The 23410-nt window shown below is 71.3% G+C and carries 18 protein-coding genes; 8 read left to right on the plus strand and 10 right to left on the minus strand.

Features of this window, described 5'->3' with window-relative positions; all coding sequences use genetic code 11:
• Positions 1–12 precede the first annotated feature (12 nt).
• Positions 13–915, minus strand: coding sequence for an alpha/beta fold hydrolase (locus FCI23_RS19920; RefSeq protein ID WP_136725274.1), 903 nt, complete (start codon positions 913–915; stop codon positions 13–15).
• A gap of 293 nt (positions 916–1208) precedes the next feature.
• Positions 1209–1901, minus strand: a complete 693-nt coding sequence (locus FCI23_RS19925) for a metal-dependent transcriptional regulator (RefSeq protein WP_136725275.1) — start codon at positions 1899–1901, stop codon at positions 1209–1211.
• A 117-nt stretch (positions 1902–2018) separates the two neighbouring features.
• Here FCI23_RS19925 and FCI23_RS19930 point away from each other — a divergent pair, with 117 nt between their 5' ends.
• Positions 2019–2747: an SIS domain-containing protein gene (locus tag FCI23_RS19930; protein WP_136725276.1), complete on the plus strand. Its 729-nt coding sequence runs from the start codon at positions 2019–2021 to the stop codon at positions 2745–2747.
• A gap of 152 nt (positions 2748–2899) precedes the next feature.
• Here FCI23_RS19930 and FCI23_RS19935 read toward each other — a convergent pair whose 3' ends face one another.
• Both FCI23_RS19935 and pdxH read right to left on the minus strand, forming a co-directional pair.
• Positions 2900–4240 carry a PAS domain-containing protein gene (locus tag FCI23_RS19935; protein WP_246143849.1) on the minus strand — a complete coding sequence of 447 codons (1341 nt, stop codon included), beginning with the start codon at positions 4238–4240 and terminating at the stop codon, positions 2900–2902.
• Between the two features lie 347 nt (positions 4241–4587).
• Positions 4588–5238: a pyridoxamine 5'-phosphate oxidase gene (gene pdxH, locus FCI23_RS19940; RefSeq protein ID WP_136725329.1), complete on the minus strand. Its 651-nt coding sequence runs from the start codon at positions 5236–5238 to the stop codon at positions 4588–4590.
• Positions 5239–5356: 118 nt separating this feature from the next.
• On the opposite strand from pdxH, the gene FCI23_RS19945 reads away from it, so the two are divergent.
• Positions 5357–6457 carry a citrate synthase 2 gene (locus FCI23_RS19945; protein WP_136725278.1) on the plus strand — a complete coding sequence of 367 codons (1101 nt, stop codon included), beginning with the start codon at positions 5357–5359 and terminating at the stop codon, positions 6455–6457.
• A 58-nt stretch (positions 6458–6515) separates the two neighbouring features.
• On the opposite strand, the gene FCI23_RS19950 is transcribed toward FCI23_RS19945, so the two are convergent.
• Complete coding sequence (locus tag FCI23_RS19950) at positions 6516–9326, minus strand: FAD-binding and (Fe-S)-binding domain-containing protein (RefSeq protein WP_136725279.1); 2811 nt, start codon at positions 9324–9326, stop codon at positions 6516–6518.
• A 129-nt stretch (positions 9327–9455) separates the two neighbouring features.
• Here FCI23_RS19950 and serC point away from each other — a divergent pair, with 129 nt between their 5' ends.
• The 3 genes from serC to FCI23_RS19965 all read left to right on the plus strand — a co-directional run bounded on the left by serC (position 9456) and on the right by FCI23_RS19965 (position 12536).
• Positions 9456–10574 carry a phosphoserine transaminase gene (serC, locus tag FCI23_RS19955; RefSeq protein ID WP_136725280.1) on the plus strand — a complete coding sequence of 373 codons (1119 nt, stop codon included), beginning with the start codon at positions 9456–9458 and terminating at the stop codon, positions 10572–10574.
• 302 nt (positions 10575–10876) lie between these two features.
• The gene (locus tag FCI23_RS19960) at positions 10877–11872 is read left to right on the plus strand and encodes an aldo/keto reductase (RefSeq protein WP_136725281.1); all 996 of its coding nucleotides are present in this window, start codon (positions 10877–10879) and stop codon (positions 11870–11872) included.
• Positions 11873–11909: 37 nt separating this feature from the next.
• Entirely contained in the window at positions 11910–12536 is a 627-nt protein-coding gene (locus FCI23_RS19965) for a GNAT family N-acetyltransferase (RefSeq protein ID WP_322973869.1), read from the plus strand.
• Positions 12537–12656: 120 nt separating this feature from the next.
• Here FCI23_RS19965 and thpR read toward each other — a convergent pair whose 3' ends face one another.
• From thpR to FCI23_RS19980, 3 genes are all read right to left on the minus strand, one after another.
• Entirely contained in the window at positions 12657–13232 is a 576-nt protein-coding gene (gene thpR, locus FCI23_RS19970) for an RNA 2',3'-cyclic phosphodiesterase (RefSeq protein WP_136725282.1), read from the minus strand.
• 57 nt (positions 13233–13289) lie between these two features.
• The gene (locus FCI23_RS19975) at positions 13290–14639 is read right to left on the minus strand and encodes an MFS transporter (RefSeq protein ID WP_136725283.1); all 1350 of its coding nucleotides are present in this window, start codon (positions 14637–14639) and stop codon (positions 13290–13292) included.
• Positions 14640–14737: 98 nt separating this feature from the next.
• Entirely contained in the window at positions 14738–15178 is a 441-nt protein-coding gene (locus tag FCI23_RS19980; protein WP_211265410.1) for a MarR family winged helix-turn-helix transcriptional regulator, read from the minus strand.
• Between the two features lie 145 nt (positions 15179–15323).
• Here FCI23_RS19980 and FCI23_RS19985 point away from each other — a divergent pair, with 145 nt between their 5' ends.
• Complete coding sequence (locus FCI23_RS19985; protein ID WP_136725284.1) at positions 15324–15506, plus strand: ribbon-helix-helix protein, CopG family; 183 nt, start codon at positions 15324–15326, stop codon at positions 15504–15506.
• 20 nt (positions 15507–15526) lie between these two features.
• Here FCI23_RS19985 and FCI23_RS19990 read toward each other — a convergent pair whose 3' ends face one another.
• Entirely contained in the window at positions 15527–16984 is a 1458-nt protein-coding gene (locus FCI23_RS19990; RefSeq protein ID WP_136725285.1) for an NCS2 family permease, read from the minus strand.
• 155 nt (positions 16985–17139) lie between these two features.
• Between FCI23_RS19990 and FCI23_RS19995 the strand changes: the two genes are divergently transcribed.
• Positions 17140–17415, plus strand: a complete 276-nt coding sequence (locus FCI23_RS19995) for a DUF2530 domain-containing protein (RefSeq protein WP_136725286.1) — start codon at positions 17140–17142, stop codon at positions 17413–17415.
• Between the two features lie 74 nt (positions 17416–17489).
• Complete coding sequence (locus tag FCI23_RS20000; protein WP_136725287.1) at positions 17490–20012, plus strand: HAD-IC family P-type ATPase; 2523 nt, start codon at positions 17490–17492, stop codon at positions 20010–20012.
• Between the two features lie 88 nt (positions 20013–20100).
• On the opposite strand, the gene FCI23_RS20005 is transcribed toward FCI23_RS20000, so the two are convergent.
• Positions 20101–23301, minus strand: a complete 3201-nt coding sequence (locus FCI23_RS20005) for a sacsin N-terminal ATP-binding-like domain-containing protein (protein WP_136725331.1) — start codon at positions 23299–23301, stop codon at positions 20101–20103.
• Positions 23302–23410 lie beyond the last annotated feature (109 nt).

Raw genomic sequence — 23410 nt, forward strand, 5'->3', positions numbered from 1 at the left:
CGCGCGGTGCCCTCAGAGCGCCGTGGGTTGTGAGGGCGGACTCTTCCGAGCCGCCTCGTCGAGGAAATCCCCGACCACCGCGCACCAGGCCTCCGGCTGGTCCCAGGGCGCGAGGTAGCCGGCCTCGGGTATCTCGGCGTACGCCCCCCGGGGCAGCACCCGGACCATCTCCTGGGCCTCGGCACGGCCGAGCTCACCGTCCCAGCCGCGGACGACGAGAGTGGGGCAGCGGACCTGTGAGAGCTCGTCCCAATGGGCGTCGTGGACCCAGGCCTCGCGGGAGCGGAGCATATGGCGGCGGGCGAAGACGGGACGCCAGCCGTCGCCGCGCTCCTCCATCAGCTCGGCGAAGAACTCCCCACGGCTAGGGCGGGGGCGTTCGATACGGGGATCGTCCTCGCCGAACCACCGCCGGACATCGGCGAGGGTGGTGAAGGGCAGGGGCCAGGACTTGAACCAGGCCTCCCACTCGCGCTGGCTCTCCTCGCCGAGCGCCGAGGCACGCATGTCGCAGATGACGACCGCCGAGACGAGGTCCGGCCGCCGGGCCGCCAGCTGCCAGCCGGTGAGGGCGCCCATGGAGTGGCCGATGACGGCGACCGGGCCGAGGTTCAGCTGTTCGATTACGGCCTCCGCGTCGGCGACATAGGCCTCACGGCTGTACGGGCCCTCGGGCTTGGCGCTGCGGCCGTGGCCGCGCTGATCTAGGGCGACCACGCGACGGCCGGGCGCGAGGCTGCGGGCGGTGGCGGCCCAGTGGGAGGCACGGCCCATCAGGCCGTGGAGCATGAGAACGGCTGACTGGGTGGCTGGGCCGGCGTACTCGGGATCGGTGTGCCGGTGGGGATCTGCGGGGTACTCCCAGGCGGTGAGCGGGATCTCACCCGCTCCGGTCACCTCGACGCAATTGGCCATGCGCCGCACCCCCTCCGCTCAAACGTTCGACTCGCTCGTAGCGCCCAGGTTATCGAACTTTAAATCGAACAGTGCCTTCACTCACGCAACATCGCTCTATCGAGTGACATCACTCAGGGATTGTTCTTCCGCACCAGGGGGAGGACTCCTGCGGGACGCGGGCTGAAGGGGAAGCAGACCGCGGGGAGTACCCGGAGAGCTCGGGGTTCCGGGTCCTCCAAGGGGGATCAGGGGAGGGACAAGGGGAGGAGGGGCCCCGGCACCGTAAGGCGCCGGGGCCCCCGCCCGATCCGCTACCGCTTCGCCACGAAGACATGCGAGGCGACATCCACGCTCAGCTCCGCGGCCTCGCCGCCACTGCCGACCAGCACCCCGCCCGCCGACGAGGTCACACTCACCACCGCTCCCGGCTGCACCCCGGCCCGCCGCAGCGTGTACATCAGCTGCGCATCGGTCTGGATCGGCTCCCCGATCCGCCGCACAACCACACTCGCCCCGGTCTCCCCGGGCTCCAGCTCATTCAGGCTGACCATGCCCGCATCCAGGAACGGGTCGGCCCGGTCCGTCTCGCCCAGCTCCTCCAGGCCCGGGATGGGATTCCCGTACGGCGACTCCGTCGGATGCCGCAGCAGCTCCAGCACACGGCGCTCGACCGCCTCGCTCATCACATGCTCCCAGCGGCACGCCTCCGCGTGGACGTGCTCCCACTCCAGGCCGATCACATCGACCAACAGACACTCCGCCAGCCGGTGCTTGCGCATCACCCTCGTGGCGATCCGCCGGCCCTCCTCGGTCAGTTCCAGATGCCGGTCGCCGGCGACATGCACCAAGCCGTCCCGCTCCATCCGCGCCACCGTCTGGCTGACAGTCGGGCCGCTCTGGTCGAGCCGCTCGGCGATTCGGGCGCGCATCGGGACCACACCCTCCTCTTCCAGCTCCAGGATGGTGCGGAGATACATCTCCGTCGTGTCGATCAGTCCGGACATGCGCGCCCCTCGATAGCTAGTGCGTGGCCCTGTGCCAATTCTGACGCATCCCACGGACAACCGGCCCCGACATGGACTCCTTGACAGTGTCATGCCGCGCCCAGCACCGTTCTCCGCATGGATGATGCCGCCAGCCAGTACTTCGACGCCGCCATAGCCCTGCTCCGACGCGCCCGCGACGAGGAGTCCGCCGGCATCGCCGCCGCCGCCTCCGCGCTGGCCGACGCCGTCGCCGACGGCGGCCGCATCTTCGCCTTCGGCGCGGGCCATTCCTCCCTCGCCGCCCAGGACCTCGTCTACCGCGCCGGCGGCCTGGCCCTCGTCAACCTCCTGGCCGTGCCCGGCGCCGTCGGGGTCGACGTCATGCCCGCCACCCTCGGCAGCGCCCTCGAACGCGTCTCCGGGCTCGCCGCCACCGTCCTCGACGCCTCCCCCGCCCGCCGCAGCGACGTCCTCATCATCGTCTCCCTCTCCGGGCGCAACGCCCTCCCCGTCGAGATGGCCCAGCACGCCCGAGCCCTCGGCCTCACCGTGATCGGCGTCACGTCCCTCGCCTACGCCCGGACCGGCTCCCGCCTCAAGGACCACTGCGACATCGTCCTCGACACCAAGATCGCTGTCGGCGACACCGAACTCTCCCTCCCCACCCTCCCCGCCCCCTTCGCCCCCGCCTCCACCGTCGTCACCAGTGCCCTTCTGCAAGCCGTGGTCGCCACCGCCATCGCCGCTCTCGCCGAACGCGGCATCACCCCGCCCGTCCTCCGCTCCGGCAACGTCGACGGCGGCCTGGACTGGAACCGCCGCGTCTTCGCGGATTACGGCGACCGAATCTTCTACCAGCACTGACCCGAGCGACCCGCACCACGACGGGCTGCCGCGGTGTCTGTGACCGCAAGGCGGCGCGGAGGCGGGAGCACCTCCTGGGGGCACCTCCTGGGTGTAGCTGGGGGAGGTAGCTGGGGGAGGCATATCAGCCGCAGCGGCCGGACGACGGGCCGCTACCCCAGGCGGCCGGTGAGGTCCAGCGCCACGGCGACGCGGGCGGCGACATCCTCCGCGAAAGCGGCGTCGGCGCGTTCGAAGGGCCGGCGCCCGGCGCCGCGAAGGAAGGTGACGACGCCGAGAGTGCGGCCCCGGCTGCGCAGCACCGCGCAGAGGCCGTGCACAGTGCCGGGAGGCCACCGCCGGGCGGCGGCCCATTCGTCGATCCGCCCGGCCGCAGCCGGATCAGCCGCGGCGTACGCGCCAAAGCTGGCGCGTACGGAGCCGGGCCGCTCGACGGCCTGAAGGGCGGGATGCCCTTCGCCGTAGCGCACCGGAATCGCCCCGGCCAGCGGCAGAACGGGCCCGGAGGCGCCCGCCGGAGTGGCTGCGGCGCGTACGAGGCGTCCGCCGTCCCCGAGGACGTCCAGCAGCGCGTGCTCCGCGAATCCGGCGAGGGCGAAGTCGAGGAAGCAGGTCGCGGCTTCCATCGGCTCCTCGAACTCCGCCGCGGCCAGCGCGGCCCGGTGCAGCTGGTTGCTGCGGAAGCGCAGCTGGGAGGCCTCCTGCTCGGCGAGCTTGGCCTCCGTGACGTCGTGGAACAGCCACCCCACCCCCAGGGGCACGGGTTCCTCGCCAAGCGGCGAGCCGAGCCGTACGAAGCCGCTGCGCCAGCAGTACCGCTTGCCGCTGGTGTCGTCACGCAGGCTGACCCAGAGCTCGCTCGGCGCCGGCGGGGCGCCTTCCGCGAGGACGTGCTGCAACGCGCTCTCCAGCTCCTCGGCGCCCTGGTCGAGGAGTTCGCCGAGGGGCCGGCCGAGCAGCGCGTCGCGGCTGCTGTGCAGCACCTTCGCGGCGTACAGGTTCACCACGGCGGGCCGCAGGTCGGCGTCGATGAGCACCACCCCCGACGAGGTGTCGTCGAAGAGGGCTTCGCTCAGCGCGATCGACCGCTCCAGATCGATCTGGGCGTGCACCTCGGAGAACGCGCAGTACACCCCCGCCGGATGCCCGTCGGCGCCGTGCACGGCCGCGGACTGGGTGCGCACCAGCACGCGGCGCCCGTCCTTCGTGAGAAGCGCGAATTCGTGCACCTGCCGGCCGGGGCCGTCCATGACGGCGAGCAGCAGCGCCAGCACCTCCTCGGCGTCGGCCCTGCGGGCCGCCCATCCGGCGAAGCCGTAACGGCCGACGGCCTCATCGGCGGACCAGCCCAGGATGCGGGCGGCCTCCGAGTTCCAGTGCGTGACGACCCCGTCGCGGTCGAAGGCGCACAGACCGGCCTCCATACCGTCGAGAAGCGCGGCGAGCAGCTGCTCGTCACCGTCACTGAGCGGCGTCGCATCGGAAGACTGCACGTTGCACCATTCAACTCGCATGTGACCCAGAGCACATCCGATTCGCCAAAATCTCTTAAATGGGTTGTGCCGGGCGGATCGTCTTCTTAGGCTGGCGAGCACACACGAAGGGAGGTGGTCCGCTTAATGATTAGCAACCGGACGCGTGAGGTGGCTGCGGGCTAACGCCGCGCACCTTGCTCGCCGCACGGCGGGCCGAAATCCCACGCAGACACCCGACCCGCGGGCTCGCCGGCACGTCCGGCCGGTGCTCGGCACATATGTGCCGGGGAGCAGCCCGCGGGTTGTCTGCGTTTTACGGCCCACGGCGTTTTGCGGCCCACGGCGTTTTGCGGCCCACGGCGCGGTTACGGCGCCAGGCGTCGTACGGTCCAGATCCCGGACGCGCCGTCACCGGCATCGGCACCGGTCACGGCCTCGTACAGCAGCCGGTCGTGCAGCCTGTTCTCCCGGCCCTGCCAGAACTCCACGCGTGCCGCCCGCACCCGGAACCCGCCCCAATAGGGCGGCACCGGCACCTCCGTACCCTCCGGATAGCGCGCGGCGAACTCCGCGTAGCGCCGCTCCAGCTCCTCCCGCGAGCCGACGACCGACGACTGATCGCTCGCCCACGCGCCGATCCGTGAGCCGTAGGGCCTGTTGTGGAAGTACGCCTCGGTCTCCTCGCGCGACACAAGGGAGACGCTGCCCGCGACGATCACCTGCCGGGCGATCGAATGCCAGGGAAAGAGCAGCGAGGCCTGCGGGTTCACACCCAGGTCCCGCCCCTTGCGTGAGCCATAGTTCGTGTAGAAGACAAAGCCGCGCGTGTCGTAGCCTTTCAGCAGGACGGTCCGCGAGCTGGGCCCGCCGTCGGCGTCGGCCGTGGACACGACCATGGCGTTCGGCTCGGCGAGGCCACTGTCGGCGGCCTCGGTGAACCAGCGCGCGAACTGCGTGTACGGATCAGCGGCCAGCAGGTCCTCGGTGAAGCTCTCGGCGCGGTACTGCTTGCGCATGGCGGCGGGGTCCTCGTGTGAGTGCTGCACGCGGATATCTTGCAGCACCACTGGGGCCTCTTGACGTCAAGAGGTACGGTTTCTGGGCACCGTCGACCGCCTCAAGAGGAGCCGCCTGATGTCCGACTTCGTACCCGGGCTCGAAGGAGTCATCGCGTTCGAAACGGAGATCGCCGAACCCGACAAGGAAGGCGGTTCCCTCCGCTACCGAGGCGTTGATATCGAGGACCTCGTCGGACATGTCTCCTTCGGCAACGTCTGGGGCCTTCTGGTCGACGGCGCCTTCAACCCCGGACTGCCGGCCGCCGAGCCGTTCCCCATCCCGGTGCACTCCGGTGACATCCGCGTCGACGTTCAGTCCGCGCTCGCCATGCTCGCCCCCGTATGGGGCCTGAAACCACTGCTGGACATCGACGCCGAGCAGGCCCGCGACGACCTCGCGCGGGCCGCCGTCATGGCGCTGTCCTACGTCGCCCAGTCGGCCCGCGGCCAGGGGCTGCCCATGGTGCCGCAGGGCGAGATCGACAAGGCGCACTCCATCGTCGAACGCTTCATGGTGCGCTGGCGCGGTGAGCCCGACCCGAAGCACGTCGCCGCCGTCGACGCGTACTGGACCTCTGCCGCGGAGCACGGCATGAACGCCTCGACCTTCACCGCCCGGGTCATCGCCTCCACCGGGGCCGATGTCGCGGCCGCGCTCTCAGGGGCTGTCGGCGCCATGTCCGGGCCGCTGCACGGCGGGGCGCCTTCGCGCGTACTCGGCATGATCGAGGAGATCGAGCGCACCGGCGACGCCGTCGCCTACGTCAAGGCCGCCCTGGACAAGGGCGAGCGGCTGATGGGCTTCGGCCACCGCGTCTACCGCGCCGAGGACCCCCGGGCACGCGTCCTGCGCCGTACCGCGCGCGAGCTCGGTGCCCCGCGCTTCGAGGTGGCCGAGGCCCTTGAGAAGGCTGCCCTCGAAGAGCTGCACGCCCGGCGGCCCGACCGGGTGCTCGCCACCAACGTGGAGTTCTGGGCGGCCATCGTCCTGGACTTCGCCGAGGTCCCGGCGCACATGTTCACCTCCATGTTCACCTGTGCCCGCACCGCCGGCTGGTCGGCCCACATCCTCGAGCAGAAGCGCACCGGCCGCCTCGTCCGCCCCTCGGCCCGCTACATCGGCCCCGGCTCCCGCGACCCCCGCGACATCGAGGGCTTCGGCGACATCGCCCATTAGCGAGCCCGTCAAAGAGCCCCTTGTGGATCAGCCCGGGCCCCGGGCCGGGGCCCGGGTGTCACAGCCCGTCGGCCAGGACCTCGGCGAGGTGCCGCGCCCGCACTCCCGCCAGCTCCCCGATCTGCGTGCGGCACGAAAACCCGTCCGCCAGGACCGCCGTCCCGTCCCCTGCGCCACGGACCGCCGGGAGCAACTGCTCCTCCGCGCAGGCGACGGACACGTCGTAGTGCCCGCGCTCGAAGCCGAAGTTCCCGGCCAGTCCGCAGCAGCCGGCCGCCAGCCCACCGTTCAGACCCGCCCGCTCCCGCAGCCGGCGCTCGGCGGCGTCGCCGAGGACAGCGTGCTGATGGCAGTGGGTCTGGCCGACAGCGGCCCTGTCGAGCCGTGGCGGCACCCAGTCGGGCGCGTACTCCTCCAGCGCCTGCGCGAATGTCCGCACCGAGCCGGCCAGTGCGGCCGCACGCGGCTCGGCCGCGCCCAGCAGCTCGGGCAGGTCGGTTCGCAACGCCGCAGCGCAGCTGGGCTCCAGCACGACGACCGGCAGCCCGGCGTCGAGCAGCGGCCCGAGGTCGTCCAGGGTGCGCCGCATGACCTTGCGGGCGTGGTCGAGCTGCCCGGTCGACACCCATGTCAGCCCGCAGCACACCCGCGTCGCGGAGGGGAGCAGAACCCGTAGCCCGGCGGCCTCCAGGACGCGGACCGCCGCTTGGCCGACCTGCGGTGAGAGGTGATTCGTAAAGGTATCGGGCCACAGCACGACGGTGTGCCGGGGTTCGCTCCGGCCGGGGAACTCGGGCTTTGCGCCCTGACGCGTCCGGCGCCACCAGCGAAGAAACGATTCCGGGGCCAGCTCCGGGATGCGGCGCTCCGGTGCGATCCCGGCGAGCCGTTTGCCCAGCGCGGCCAGCGGGCGGACCCGTGCCAGCGCGTTGAGGGCCCGCGCCACGGGCGCTGCCGCCCGCAGCCACACCGGCAGCCACCCCATCGTGTAGTGCGATGCGGGCCGCAGCCGCCCCTCGTAGTGGTGGTGCAGGAACTCCGCCTTGTACGTGGCCATGTCCACTTCGACCGGGCAGTCGGAGCGGCAGCCCTTGCAGGACAGGCACAGATCGAGCGCGTCACGGACCTCCTCCGAGCGCCAGCCGTCCCGTACGACGTCCCCCGCGAGCATCTCGTGGAGCAGCCGCGCCCGGCCGCGCGTCGAGTGCCGCTCCTCACCGGTGGCGCGGTACGACGGGCACATCACATCCGTCCCGCCCGGTGCCGCGGTACGGCACTTGGCCACGCCGACGCACCTTCGCACCGCCGCCGAGAAATCGCCGCCATCACCCGGATAGGTGAATTCGACATCGACCGGATCACGGGGCAGGACCTCGAAGCGGAGGTTGGAGTCCAGCGGATACGGTCGTACGAGCATGCCGGGATTCAGCCCGCCCGCCGGGTCCCACAGGTCCTTGAAACGTCCAAAGAGAGCCACGATCTCGTCGCCGTACATCTTCGGCAGCAGCTCGGCGCGGGCCTGCCCGTCGCCGTGCTCGCCGGAGAGCGAGCCGCCGTACGCGACGACCAGGTCGGCGACGTCCTCGGAGAACCGGCGGAAGCGGCGCACACCGTCCGCCCCGATGAGGTCGAAGTCGATCCTGACGTGGATGCAGCCGTCGCCGAAATGCCCGTACGGCGCCCCGCGCAGCCCGTGCTCGCCGAGCAGCGCGCGAAAGTCCCGCAGATACGCGCCGAGCCGGGCCGGGGGCACCGCGCAGTCCTCCCACCCGGGCCAGGCCTCGCTGCCGTCCGGCATCCGAGTGGCGGTGCCGGAGGCATCCTCACGTATCCGCCACAGGGCACGCTGTGCCGCCGGGTCCGTAACGACAACGCCGACCCCGCCGGACGCCAGGCACAGCTCCTCGGCCCGGGCCCGCGCCTCCTCCGCCGTATCGCCGCCCGCCTCGGCGAACAGCCACGCCGCCCCCCGCGGCAGCAGCCCCGCCTCCGCCGGGCCGACCAGATCGGCGGCCATCCCCTCCACCGTCAGCGGCCGCAGCGGCAACAGCCCCGGCACCGCGTCGGCCGCCGCGGCCTCGTCCGGGTAACCGAGCACCGCCAACGCCCGCGCTCCGGGCGCCGGCACCAGCCGCACCACCGCCTCCGTGAGCACCCCGAGCGTGCCCTCACTGCCGACGAACGCCCGGGTCAGATCGGCGCCCCGTTCCGGAAGAAGCGCGTCCAGCGCATAACCGGAGATCCTGCGCGGCAACTCCGGAAACCCGGTCCGCAGCAACGCGAGATTGCCGTCCGCCAGCCGCCGGACCGCCTCCCGCAGGCCCGCCGGAGGCTCCCCCGTCCGCACCAGCTCCCCGCCGTACGTCAGAACCTCCAGCTCCCGCACATTGTCCGCGGTCGTCCCCCACGCCACCGAGTGCGAACCGCACGCGTTGTTCCCGATCATCCCGCCGAGCGTGCACCGGCTGTGCGTGGACGGATCCGGCCCGAATGTCAGCCCGTACGTCCCGGCCGCCGCCCGCAGATCGTCGAGTACGACACCGGGCTGCACACGAGCCGTCCGCGCCTCCGCGTCGATCTCCGCGATCCGCCGCATATAGCGCGTGAAATCGAGCACCACCCCGGTCCCCGTCGCCTGCCCGGCGATCGACGTCCCCCCGCCACGCGCCACCACAGGCACCCCCCGTTCCCGGCACACCGCGAGTGCCGCCGCCACATCGCCCGCGTCGCGCGGGGCGACAACACCCAGCGGCACCCGCCGGTAGTTCGACGCGTCCATGGTCACCAGCGCGCGGCTGCCGGCGTCGAATGCCACGTCGCCGCGCACATCGCGGCGCAGTGCCCGCTCCAGGTCCTCGTGATCAGTCATGTCCCCATACTTCCCGCCGCGGCCCGTGAGGAAGAAGACCTGCCCGACCGGCGTACCGCAGCGGCGACCGGCTGTCTCATCCGACGGACAGCGGCCCGAAACGACCCCGTAACCGACTACGCTGCGCTTGTGGCCGAGATCCAGATTCCCGCTGACATCAAGCCCGCCGACGGACGCTTCGGCTCGGGCCCCTCCAAGGTGCGGCCGGAGGCGCTCAGCGCCCTGGCGGCGACCGGTACCTCCTTGCTCGGGACCTCTCACCGCCAGGCGCCGGTGAAGAACCTGGTGGGCCAGGTCCGTGAGGGCATCCGGCAGCTGTTCTCACTGCCCGAAGGATACGAGGTGGTGCTCGGCAATGGCGGTTCCACCGCGTTCTGGGACATCGCGACGCACGGGCTGATCCAGCAGAAATCGCAGCACCTCACCTTCGGCGAGTTCTCCTCGAAGTTCGCGACGGCCGCCAAGCTGGCCCCGTGGCTGGACAACCCCACCGTCATCAGCTCCGACCCCGGCACCCACCCGGAGCCGGCCGCCGAGGCGGGCGTGGACGTGTACGCCCTCACCCACAACGAGACCTCAACCGGTGTCGCCCTCCCCGTCAAGCGGGTCGCGGGCGCCGACGCCGGGTCCCTCGTCCTGGTGGACGCGACCTCGGGCGCGGGCGGTCTTCCGGTCGACATCACCGAGACCGACGTCTACTACTTCGCGCCGCAGAAGTCCTTCGCGGCGGACGGCGGGCTGTGGCTGGCCGCCTTCTCCCCGGCGGCACTGGAGCGGGCAGCACAGATCGCCGCATCCGAGCGGCACATCCCGGCGTTCTTCGACCTGCCGACCGCGATCGACAACTCGAAGAAGAACCAGACGTACAACACCCCCGCCCTGGCCACCCTCTTCCTGCTCAACGAGCAGCTTGAGTGGATCAACGACCACGGCGGCCTCGACTGGGCCGTCAAGCGCACTGCCGACTCCTCCTCCCGTCTCTACGGCTGGGCCGAGAAGTCCGACCACGCCACGCCGTTCGTCACCGACCCGGCCAAGCGTTCCCAGGTCGTCGGCACGATCGACTTCGCCGACAGCATCGACGCCACCGCCATCGCCAAGGTGCTCCGCGCCAATGGCATCGTCGACACCGAGCCGTATCGCAAGCTCGGCCGCAACCAGCTGCGCGTCGCCATGTTCCCGGCCGTCGACCCGGCTGACGTAGAGGCGCTCACCGCGTCCATCGACTACGTCATCGAGCGGCTCTGAAGGATCCCCACCGCCGCCACCGCGCCACCGCCGGACACTCCCGGCGGACGGCGCGGGGCGCGGCACCCCGGCCCGTCAGCTCTTGCGCCGCAGGGCCCGGCGCCCCGCCACACACTCCCGCTCACTGCCCAGGAACGGTACGACATCCTGCTGGATGCGGCGGCACACATCCGAACGTCCCGGGCGAACATCGCCTCGCCGCCGCCTTCGCGGACTCGATGCAACAGGCGTGGGACATGGGAGCGCCATATACAGCCAGGCCCTCTTGATTCGAGTGCACTCAAAGAGATTGGGTGGTGACCATGGAGTACACACAGCTCGGACGTACCGGTCTCAAGGTGAGCCGACTGGTGCTCGGCACCATGAACTTCGGCCCGCTGACCGAAGAGGCCGACAGCCACACGATCATGGACTCCGCGCTCGACGCGGGCGTCAATTTCTTCGACACTGCCAATGTCTACGGTTGGGGCGAGAACAAGGGCCGCACCGAGGAGATCGTCGGCAGCTGGTTCGCCAAGGGCGGCGGCCGTCGTGAGAAGACCGTCCTGGCCACGAAGGTCTACGGCAGCATGGACGCGAACAACGCGAGCTGGCCGAATGAGGACAAGCTCTCGGCGCTCAATATCCGGCGCGCCGCCGACGCGAGCCTGAAGCGGCTCGGCACGGACTACATCGACCTGTATCAGTTCCACCACATCGACCGGGCCACGCCGTGGGACGAGATCTGGCAGGCGATCGATGTCCTCATACAGCAGGGCAAGATCCTCTACGTGGGATCGTCCAACTTCGCCGGCTGGAACATCGCACAGGCCAACGAGCTGGCCGCTCGGCGCGGTCTGCTCGGCCTGACCAGTGAGCAGTGCCTGTACAACCTGGCCGAGCGGCGCGCCGAGATGGAGGTCATCCCGGCGGCACAGGCCTACGGCCTTGGGGTGATCCCGTGGTCGCCGCTGCAGGGCGGACTGCTGGGCGGGGCGCTGCGCAAGGAACGCGAGGGTGGCGCATCCCGTTCGGCGACCGGGCGGAGCGCGGACGCGCTGAAGAACACGGCGCTGCGCGAGAAGCTGCAGGCGTACGAGGACTTGGTCGCCAAGCACGGTCTGGAGCCCGGTGACGTGGCCCTGGCCTGGCTGCTGACCCGCCCGGGGGTGACCGGCCCGATCGTGGGGCCGCGGACGACGGAACAGCTGGACTCGGCGCTGCGGGCGGTGGAGCTGGAGCTGTCCGCCGAGTTCCTCGCCGAGCTGGAGGAGATCTTCCCGGGTCCGGGCCCCTCGCCGGAGGCGTTCGCCTGGTGAGCCCGAGCCCGTTAAGGCCAAACCGCCGGAGCCGCCGGTGACCCCGGTGCAGGCGGCGAGGATACGCCCGGGTGGCGAGGAGGACATCCCCCTCATACTCGCCATGCTCGACGGCGCCGTCGAATGGCTCGTCGTCCACGGCCGCAGTGGCCAGTGGGGCACCGAGCCGTGGTCGGCCCGGCCGGCAGGCGTCAAAAGGGTCGGCGAGATCGTAGGCGCAGGGACACCGTGGATCGCGGAGATCGACGGCGTCCCTGCCGGGACCATCACCCTCTCGGGGGAGGCGGCACCATACGTTCCGGCGGCCAAGGAGCCGGAGGTCTACGTACACCTCCTGGTGACGGACCGCCGCTACGCCGGGCGTGGTGCCGGCAGCGCCCTGCTCGCCCACGCTCGCGAGGAGACCCGGCGGCTCGGCATCGGGCTGCTGCGGGTCGACTGCTACGCGGGCAGTGAGGGGCGGCTCGTCGACTACAACGGGGCGGAATGGCTTCGTGCCTGTGCAGCCCTTCACCGTCGGCGCCTGGCCGGGCCAGCTGCTGGCACAGCGCGTAACGGAGTGACGTCCGGGGTCGCCCGGCCGAAAGCCGGGCGACCCCGGACAGTTGGGCGGAAGCGCCGGCGTGGCGGACGATCTTGGTTGCGCGAAGCAGGCGCGACGTAGAACCTGCCCGGCTACCGGACGGCGGCCGCCACGACCACCACGGCCAGCATCAGCACCAGCGCGGCGGTCATCACTCGGGTACGGGTCTTCGGATCCACGCTCCGAGGTTATCCGGCCGCGTCACTGCCCCGGTCGGTGCCCCAGGGTCCAGGCCCGCAGCGCCTCGTAGCGGGGCTGGGCGCCCGGCACCCCGGGGGCGGGCGGATGGCTCCGTACGAGGGCGATGGAGGCCGCCGTCCACTCTCGGCCCTGGAACGGGGCCAGCCGGTCGGCGAGCGGGCGCAGGGGGACCGCCGAGCGGTTGCGGGCGATCGTGAGGTGCGGGTGGAAGCGCTGCTCCTCGGCCACGGCGGTCCCGGCGCGGCGGGCCGCGGCTTGCACGGTCCCGGCGAGCCGGCGCAGGGCAGCCGTGTCACCGTCCACCCCCATCCAGAGCACGCGGTCCCCGAACCGCCCGCCCCCGGCCAGACGCAGCACATATGGCGCGTGGCGCCGTGCCGCCCGGGCGAGTCGCTCTTCGAGGCCGGGGAGCAGTGCCTCGTCCACCTCGCCGAGAAATGCCAGTGTGAAATGCCAGCCGGTGGGCGCGGCCCAGGTCAGCCGGTCACTTTCCGGCACGGCCCGCAGCGGCCTGACGGCCGCGCCGAGCTCATCCAGCGCCTCCTGCGGGGGGAGCACCGCGACGAACAGTCTCATCGCCCCACCCTGTCACCCGGAGCGCCCGGAACTTCCGGAGCTGCTCAGGACTCCCGCCTAGGCCGCGGCCGTCAGGCTCGGCCGGTCCTCACGGGGGACGAGAGCGAAGAGTTTGCGGTCCTTGCCGAGGCGCAGGTCGACCTTGACCCGCAGACCGCCCGCCCGGGTCAGGGCCAGCCCGACGCCGACCGCGGCTGCGGCGGCGATCAGGCCGCCGGCGAGAAAGCCGACGCGGACGCCGTAGGTGTCGGTGACCCAGCCGGTGATGGGGCCGCCGATCGGGGTGCCGCCGACGAAGACCATCATGAACAGACTCATGACACGCCCGCGCATGACGGGGTCGGTGGCGAGCTGGACACTCGAGTTCGCCGTGGTGTTGAACGTCAGGCTGAACGCGCCGATCGGCACGAGGAGCACTACGAAGAGCCAGTAGGAGGGCGAGAGCGCGGCTGCCATCTCCAGGACGCCGAAGGCGAAGGCGGCGCCGACGAGCAGCCGCATGCGGGTGTTCGAGCGCCGGGCGGCGAGGAGTGCGCCAACGACCGAGCCGACAGCCATGAGGGAGTTGAAGGTGCCGTACATACCGGCATTGCCGTGCCAGACGTGCGAGACGAAGGCGGAGAGCCAGATGGGGAAGTTGAAGCCGAAGGTGCCGATGAAGCCGACCAGGACGATTGGCCAGATGAGTTCCGGGTGCCCGGCGACATAGCGCAGGCCTTCACGCAGCTGCCCCTTGCCGCGCGGTGTCCGTTCGACGACGTGGAGTTCCGATGTCCGCATGAGCAGCAGCCCGGCCATGGGGGCGGCGAAGGACACACCGTTGAAGAAGAAGGCCCAGCCACTGCCGACGGCGGTGATCAGGACACCGGAGATGGCCGGACCGATGAGCCGGGCGGACTGGAAATTGGCGGAGTTCAGAGAGACCGCGTTGCGGATGTCGGCAGGGCCGACCATCTCGGCGACGAAGGTCTGGCGGGTCGGGTTGTCGACGACAGTGACGAGGCCGAGCAGGAAGGCGATGGCGTAGACGTGCCAGACCTGTACGTAGCCGCTGAGCGTGAGCGCGGCGAGGATGAGCCCGAGCAGTCCCATCGTGGACTGGGTGGCGAGCAGCAGCTTCCGCTTGGGGTAGCGGTCGGCTATGACTCCGCCGTAGAGCCCGAAGAGCAACATGGGCAGGAACTGCATCGCGGTGGTGATGCCGACCGCGAAGGAGGAGCCGGTGAGGCTGAGCACCAGCCAGTCCTGGGCGATCCGGGACACCCAGGTACCGGTGTTGGATATGACCGCGCCGGATGCGAAGAGCCGGTAGTTACGCACCTTCAGCGAGCTGAAGGTGCCTTGCTTGCCCGGGGGGATGGCGGGGGTAGGTTCGGGTGCGGCGTCTGATGCGGCTGCCGAACTCAATCGGTGTTCGCCTCCTTGGACGGTTCTTCGTGTGCGTTACTCGTCGTGTGTGTTGGTACGTGTCGGTACGTGTTGGTACGTGTTGCTCGTGGCGTTCGTTACAGGTGTGCGAGCTTCTCCAGTACGGGGGCGGCCTCGCGGAGCACGGCCCGTTCCTTCTCGTCCAGCCCCTCGACAAGCTGTGCCAGCCAGGCGTTCCGCAGGCTGCGGCTCTTTTCCAGCATCGCCTCGGCCTGTTCGGTCTGCCTGACAACGACCTGGCGGCGGTCGTCCGGATGGGGGTCCCGGCGGACCAGGCCCTTGCCTTCGAGCATCGCCACGATGCGGGTCATCGACGGCGGCTGGACGTGCTCCTTGCGGGCGAGCTCTCCGGGGGTGGCCGAGCCGCAGCGCGCGAGGGTGCCCAGCACCGACATCTCGGTGGGGCTGAGCGACTCGTCGACCCGCTGGTGGCGGAGTCGGCGCGACAGCCGCATAACGGCGGAGCGCAGGGTGCTCACCGCGGCGAGATCGTCCTCGGACAGTTCCATCACATCCATCACGATCCTTAGCTTAGCTCATTACCAACCCTAAGGAAACACTGCCGCAGCGCCGTAAACACAACTGTGCCCGAAGTCACCCATCCGGGTGATTTCAGGCCGGAAAGCCACGCGCCGCCCACATCACAACCCGAGCCTGGGCTCCATGGCATCGACAGTGCTCAGCATGCGCATGGACGGGGACTTGCTGGACCGCCTCCGTAGCCACGCCGCCAAATCCGGAATGAGCGTCCAGGACTACATAGTCCGGACGCTCATTCGGGACGACTTCGACCAGCGTTTCCAGTCCGCCGTCGAGGAGACGGAACGCTTCTACAAGATCACCTAAGCAGGATCACGTAAGCCGGATCACGTAAGCCCCAGCGCCGGCATCAGGTAGTAGAAGGCGAAGACCGCCGACACCGCGTACAGCGCCACCGGCACCTCGCGCCCCCGGCCCGCGGCGAGCCGCAGCAGGCAGAAGGCGAGGAAGCCGATGCCGATGCCGTTGGTGATCGAGTACGTGAACGGCATCAGCAGCATCGTCAGGAACGCCGGGATGGCGATCGTGAAGTCGCTCCAGTCGATGTCCCGGATGCCGCCCGCCAGGATCAGGAAACCGACCGCCAGCAGCGCGGGAGTGGCCGCCTGCGCGGGCACCATGGTGGCCACCGGCGTGAGGAAGAGCGCCACCACGAAGACCAGGCCGGTGACGATCGATGCCAGCCCGGTGCGGGCACCCTCCCCGGCGCCGGCCGTGGACTCCGCGAAGCAGGTGTTGGCGGAGCTGGAGGAGAAGCCACCGGCGGCCGTCGCGATGCCGTCGACCATCAGCACCTTGCTGATGCCGGGCAGGTCGCCCCGCTCGTCCAGCAGGTGCGCCTCGTCGCTGACGCCGAGGATCGTCCCCATGGCGTCGAAGAAGCACGACAGCAGCACGGTGAAGACGAAGAGCACCCCGGTGACGATCCCCACCTCGTGGAAGCCGCCGAAGAGACTGACCTTGCCGATCAGCCCGAAGTCGGGCGACGAGACCGGATCGCCGGGCCAGGAGGGGACGGTCAGGCCCCAGTCCGCGGGCTTGATGGCGGCGACCGCGTTCACGATCAGCGCCAGCACGGTCATCGCCACGATGCTGATCAGGATCGCGCCCGGTACCTTGCGGATGATCAGGGTCAGGGTGAGCAGTGCGCCCAGGATGAACACCAGCACCGGCCAGCCGGTCAGATGACCGTCGGCGCCCAGTTGCAAGGGCACGGTGGTGTGCGCGGCGTCCGGCATACGGGAGACGAAGCCGCCGTCGACGAGGCCGATCAGCATGATGAACAGGCCGATACCGATCGCGATCGCCTTCCGGAGACCGAGCGGCACCGCGCTCATCACGCGCTCCCGCAACCCGGTGGCGACCAGCAGCATGATCGCGAAACCGGCCAGCGCCACCATCCCCATGGCGTCCGGCCAGCTCATCCTCGGCGCCAGCTGAAGGGCGACCACGGTGTTCACTCCGAGGCCTGCGGCGAGCGCTATCGGCACATTGCCGACCACACCCATGAGGAGCGTGGTGAAGGCCGCGGTCACGACGGTGGCGGTGACCAGCTGACCGTTGGCGAGATGGTGACCGTACTTGTCGGTACCCGAGCTGAGAATGATCGGGTTCAACACGATGATGTACGCCATCGCGAAGAAGGTGGCGAGGCCTCCACGGATCTCCCGGGGGACCGAGGAGCCCCGCTCCGAGATCTTGAAGAAGCGGTCCAGAGCGTTGCGGGCGGGCGTCGGGGGCAACGTGGCGGCGCACGTCGCAGCGGGGGCCGAAATGGGCGGCATGGGGGTGCGGATTTCCCTTGCTTATGGATGTTCGTACGAAAGAATCCGGCCAAAGCCGGATCGTTTCAGTATGAACACATCATCCGACCAAAGCCATCTCCGCGCGTAGACCCGGCTCCACCTCTCCCAACAAGTCGACCGCGTAGGCTGTCCGCATGAGCAAGTGGATCCCCGAGCGCGAAGCCCCGGAGCCGCTGGAGGCGAATGACGTCGCCACCGTCACGATCGGCACGATCGTGTGGTTCGTCCTCTTCCTCGTCCAGCTGCCCTTCTACGGCTGGTACGCCGACCACGGCCACGCCTGGTGGATCTGGACCTGCCTCGCCGGCGCGGGCCTCGGCCTCATCGGCCTCGTCTATGTACGCGCCCGCCGCGACGCGCTCCGCCGAGAGGCGGAAGCCACCAGGGACGAGGTCGGCCCAGCGGCATAGCCGCACCCTGAGATCTCCCTCACCCTCCGCCCGCCACCAGGTGCGCCCGTCGCCGGGCACGTAACGTCGAGGTCATGACGGTCGACGAGCTCTCGGAGCCGACAGGCTCACAACCAGGGGCGGGCGGCCGGACGACAACCGGCCTGACCGGCGCGGAGGTCGAAGCGCGGATCGCGCGCGGAGAGGTCAACGACGTCCCCGTACGCTCGTCGCGCTCGATGACCGAGATCGTCAAGGCCAATGTCTTCACCCGCTTCAACGCGATCATCGGCGTCCTCTTCCTCGTCATCCTGGTTGTCGGCCCCATCCAGGACGGCTTCTTCGGCATTGTGATCGTCGCCAACACCGCGATCGGCATCGTCCAGGAGTGGCGGGCCAAGAAGACCCTCGACGGCCTCGCCGTCATCGGCGAGGCGAAGCCCACCGTCCGCCGCGACAGCACCGCTGTCCAGGTCTCCGTTTCCGCCATCGTCCTGGGCGACCTCATCGAGCTGGGCCCCGGCGACAAGGTCGTCGTCGACGGCGAAGTGAGCGAGGCCGACTGCCTGGAGATCGACGAGTCCCTGCTTACCGGCGAGGCCGACCCCGTCCTCAAGCGCACCGGCGACCCGGTCAGGTCCGGCAGCTTCGTGGTCGCCGGCGGCGGCGCCTTCATCGCCACCAAGGTCGGCCGGGAGGCCTACGCCGCGCAACTCGCCGAAGAGGCCTCCCGCTTCACCCTCATCCACTCCGAACTGCGCTCCGGCATCAGCCAGATCCTGAAGTACGTCACCTGGATGATGATCCCGAGCGCGATCGGCCTGGTCGTCAGCCAGCTCATCGTCGAGAGGCACAACTGGCAGGAAGCCGTCCGCCGCATGATCGGCGGCATCGTGCCGATGGTCCCCGAAGGCCTGGTGCTCCTCACCTCCGTCGCCTTCGCGATCGGTGTGATCCGGCTCGGCCGCAAGCAGGTCCTCGTCCAGGAGCTCCCCGCCATCGAAGGGCTCGCCCGGATCGACGTCGTCTGCCTCGACAAGACCGGCACCCTCACCGAGGGCGGCATGGACGTCACCGAGCTGCGCCTCCTGGGCGCCGCCGACGAGCACCGCACGAGGCAGGTGCTGGGCGCCCTCGGCGCCGCCGACCCCCGCCCCAATGCCAGCCTCCAGGCCGTCGCCGACGCCTACCCCGTCCCGATCCCCGAATGGCACCGCACCGATTCCCTCCCCTTCTCCTCCGCCCGTAAATACAGCGGCGCCGCCTTCAAGCAGCCCGACGGCGAAAGCAGTACGTGGCTGCTCGGCGCCCCCGATGTCCTCCTCCGGTCAGGAAATCCCGGGAACCCCGGTCATCCGGCCGACCCCGCCACCGGCCCGGTCCTCGCCGACATCGACCACCTCAACGCCCAGGGCTCGCGCGTCCTGCTCCTGGCCCGCACCACCAAGAGCCTCGACGACCCGGACCCCGCCGCCCCCGCGTCTCTCACCCCGGCGGCCCTCGTCGTCCTCGATCAGCGGCTCCGCGCCGACGCCGCCGAGACCCTCCGCTACTTCGGCGAACAGGGTGTCCAGGCCAAGGTCATCTCCGGCGACAACGCTGTCTCCGTCGGCGCCGTCGCCGCCAAGCTCGGCCTCCCCGGCGCCGAACGCACCACCGACGCCCGGGACCTCCCCACCGATCGCCCCGCCATGGCCGCCGCCCTCGACGCCGGCACCGTCTTCGGCCGCGTAACCCCGCAGCAGAAGCGCGACATGGTCGGCGCCCTCCAGTCCGGCGGCCACAACGTCGCGATGACCGGCGACGGCGTCAACGACGTCCTCGCCCTCAAGGACGCCGACATCGGCGTCTCCATGGGCTCGGGCTCCGAAGCCACCCGGGCGGTGGCCCAGATCGTGCTCCTGGACAACAGCTTCGCCACCCTGCCCTCGGTCGTGGCGGAGGGGCGGAGGGTGATCGGCAACATCACCCGCGTCGCCACGCTCTTCCTCACCAAGACCGTCTACTCCGTGCTCCTCGCGATCCTGGTCGCCCTCTGGCAGGTCCCCTACCCCTTCCTCCCCCGCCACCTCACCCTGCTGTCCACCCTCACCATCGGCATCCCCGGCTTCTTCCTCGCCCTCGCCCCCAACAAGGAGCGGGCCAGGCCCCACTTCGTACGGCGCGTCATGCGGTACTCACTGCCGGCGGGCATCATCGCGGGGGCCGCGACCTTCATCACGTATCTCATCGCCCGCCACCACTACACCGGCGCGGGAGCGCTCGACGCCGAGACCAGCGCGGCGACGCTCACGCTCTTCCTGATCTCCATGTGGGTCCTGGCCATCGTCGCCCGCCCCTACACCTGGGGGCGCGTCACTCTCGTCCTGGCCATGGGCGCGGGCTTCGTCGTCGTCCTCGTCACGCCTTCGCTGCAGCGCTATTTCGCCCTCAGACTCGTCGGCACCGAGGCTCCCTGGGCAGCGGTCGGTGTCGCGGTGGTCGCCTCGGCGGTCCTGGAGGTGGTCTGGCGCCGGGCCGGCGCCGGAGACGGGCCGGCCACCACGGGGGAAACGGACGCCGGGCCGCCCACGAGGGACGACCCGGCGCCGGGTGACGCGGTACGGCGTGAACTGTGAGCCGTGAGTCAGGGCGCCGGCGGTGCCGGACTTCACCGTCTTGACGGTGGTGTAGGCGGTGGCGCCCTTCTTATGGAACTGCAGCTTGTCAATCAAACCAGCGGTCCCGCGCCAGCTCCTCCGTACGCGTCGGGTCCTCCAGGAGCGCGGCCACCTCGAAGCGGCGCTGCCACTGCCCGGCGGCCCAGGCCAGGCCGGCCGCGACGCCCTCCAGGGTGGCGGCGTGCAGGGTGCCGTCCACCCAGCGCCAGTCGAGTTCGATGCGTTCCTCGGTGCCGTCGGCACCATCGGCAACGAGTAGCTGCTCGTGCTCGATGTACGTCAGCGGGGCGCCCGGAAGCAGCTCGCGGACCGCGTCCGGGACGGGGTGCGGCTCGCCGTCGGAGACGACGGGGACGTCGTAGGCCTCGGAGAGACGGCGGACCTGGAGGAGCTCGGCGAGGTCGGCGGCGCGGTGCGGGGGTACGGGGAGCAGCGGCCGGCCGGCGGTGAGGGGGAGGAGGTCGGGGGCGTCGGCGATGAGGGCGTCGGAGGCGTCGACGACGAGGACCCGGCGACCGTCGGCGACGGCGCGGAGTTCGTCCGGGAGGGTGACCTGGTCGGGGTCGAGCTCGGCCAGGGCGGCGTAGAGCCGGTGGAGTTGGGCCGGGGTGACGGGGAGGGAGGGGTCGGCGAGGCGGCCGAGGAGTTCGGCGGCGCCGCCGGGCTCGCCCAGCAGCGCGTCCACGGAGGTCCGAACCCCGAGGGCGCGCAGCACCTGGTCGTCGGCGGCGCCTGCCTCGGCGTCCTCGTACAGCCCGGCGAGGAGCGGGTCGCCGCCGGCGGCGCGGAGGCCGACGGGCCGGCGGCCGTCCAGGACCGGGTGGTCTCGCAGCCACCAGGCGGTGTACGGGCGGACCGACTCGGTGGTGCCGTCGGGCAGCAGGACCCGCAGCGTGGAGGTGATCGCGTCCCGGAGCGGCGGCTGGGAGAGCATGGCGAGAGCCTGCGGCCAGGCGTCGTCATCGACCAGGTCCAGGTCCCGCACCGCGATGATCTCGGTGGCGACCGGCGGCACATCGGTCTCCGGGAGCTGGTCGAGGACGTCTTCGCACCACACGTCCACGGCGTCCAGCAGGCCGGCGTCGTCCGGCTCGGCGAAGTCGCTCTCGCGTGGCTCCAGCTCGTCCGGGTCGAGGACCACGTCCGCCGCCCGTACGAGGGCGAAGGTGGCCAGCACACCGCAGGCGGTGAGCGGCTGCTCGCCCCACCGCGTGGCGAACTCGGCGTCCACGGAGGCCAGCTCGCCCTCCCGGATCACCTGTGCGAAGGCGCTGCCGGGCAGCACCAGTTCGCCGGCCGGCGCGGGTTCGCCCTCGTCGTCGGGGAGGGCGAGGGCGCCGAGCCAGGGCTCGTCGCCGGGGGCCAGATTCGCCTCCCGTACGAGACCGAGCACGACTTCGGCGAGCTCCTCCGGGTCGAGGGCGCTCTCGTCCCCGTCGACCATGTCCCAGGCCTCGTCGGCGTCCAGGGACTGCGCGACGGCCGCCCGGACCTGCGGGGTCGTCAGTACGGCGCGCGGGGTGGCGGGGGTCGCCCCCAGCTTCTCCAGCAGCGGGTGGGCGGCGTCCGGGTGGGCGACCTTCAGGCCGAGGCGGGCCAGCTCGGCGAGGTCGGCGCCGCCGCCGCTGAGCGGGAGCAGCACCTGGCGCGGGCCGATGGTGGTCCGGCCGTCGGCGAGCGGCACCGGCAGGCCGGTCAGCCGGTCGGGGTCGCTGCCGGCGAGGGCGTCGTACAGCCGCCGCCACCATCCCGCGGGGCGTTCGGCCCCGGCCAGCCGGTCGATGGCCTCGCCGAGCGGAAGGCGGGCCACGCCCAGGGTGCGCAGCTCGGGGCGCCGCTCCAGCCCGGCGGGCAGCAGGTTGGGCAGCACTTCGGCCAGTACGTCGACGGTGGCGGCGTTGGCCGCTTCCAGCACCTCGGCCTCGATGGGCCGCAGGGCCGCGCCGGAGCCGCCTGTGGTGCTCGCTTCGGTGTCCATGACGGCCAGGTCGGAGTCCAGGTCCGCCGCGCCCTGGCCGCCGTCCGCCTGCGGCACCGCCCGGGGCAGGAACGCCGTACGCGGCAGTCCCGCCAGCACCTGCCGCCGCAGCTCCGCGTCCAGCACGCCCTGGCCCAGCGGGCCCGGCACCAGGTCGACGATGCCCGGGCCGACCGGCTGCCAGTCGCGCAGCAGCGTGACGTAGGCCTCGGCGGCCCGCGCCACCAGGAAGTCCGTCAGCGGGCCCGGGGCCGCGTGCCGGCGTGCCGGGTCCAGCGGGAACGACGCGATGAGCAGCGCCGGCAGCCCCAGCGGCTCGTCCGTAGGCGTCGGGGCGTGGACCACCGGTGCCGTACCGGGCCGGTCCGGGGCGCCGTCGCCGCCCACCGGGACGGCCCAGGTCACGGACCAGAACGGGCGCAGCCGCTCCTCGACCGGGCGGTCGGCGAGCAGCTCCGCCCCGAGCGGCCCGTTCGCGCTCTCCACCCGCCACCGGGTGGCGCCGTTCGCGGTGTCCTCCACCACGACGGTGCCGTCTTCCTGACGGCGCGTCAGGGTCCGTACCCCGTCCGGCGTGTCGATCACGATCTCGGCCAGCCCCGGCAACGCCAGCAGCAGCGCGTCGTCAACGGCCGCGAGCAGCCGCCCGGCCAGGTCCTCGGCGGCGCCATCGCGCAACGGCAGTACCACGACGGTGTCGTACCCGTCCGGAGCGGTGCCCTCGGCGGGTAGCGGCAGGCGCAGCAGCGGTACGTGGCCGTCGCGCCGGCGCAGCTCGTCCGCGAGGCTCTCATTGCCGGTCGCCGCCTCGTACGCCAGGTCGCGGGCCTCCGCGAGGGACCAGCGCACGCCCCCGTGCCGGCCTACGACGGCGGGCTCGTCACTCACGGCCAGCACGGCCGAGAAGCCGACACCGAAGCGGCCGACGGCCTGGGTGGCCTCCTCGCGTTTCGCGCTGGCGCGCAGCGTCGCCAGGGACTCGACGCCCGCGGCGTCGAGCGGGGCGCCGGTGTTCGCGGCGGCGAGGAGGCCCGGCTGGAGGTTCAGGCGCAGACGGCCCGGCACCTTGGCACGGATCGCCGCGTCCGCGGCGTTCTGGGCGAGCTCCACGACGAGGCGGTCGCGGTAACCGCCGAGTGCCAGGTCCTCTTCCGCGTTCGCGTCCTCCCGGAAGCGGGCGGGCGACGCCGCCCATGCGTCCAGCACGCCTCGGCGCAGCCTTGCGGTCCCGAACGGGTCGGCTCCACCGTCCGGCTGCGGCCGTACCATCGCAGTGCCGCTCACGTCGTCTTCTCCCTCGCCTTGCGAACCCATGCGCGGCGCACGTTACCGGGTTGCGCTGCGCTGGGCCGGACGGCGGTCCCGGCTACGGCCCGCT

This window comes from Actinacidiphila oryziradicis (genome assembly GCF_005047355.1).
GTDB classification, from domain to species: domain Bacteria; phylum Actinomycetota; class Actinomycetes; order Streptomycetales; family Streptomycetaceae; genus Actinacidiphila; species Actinacidiphila oryziradicis.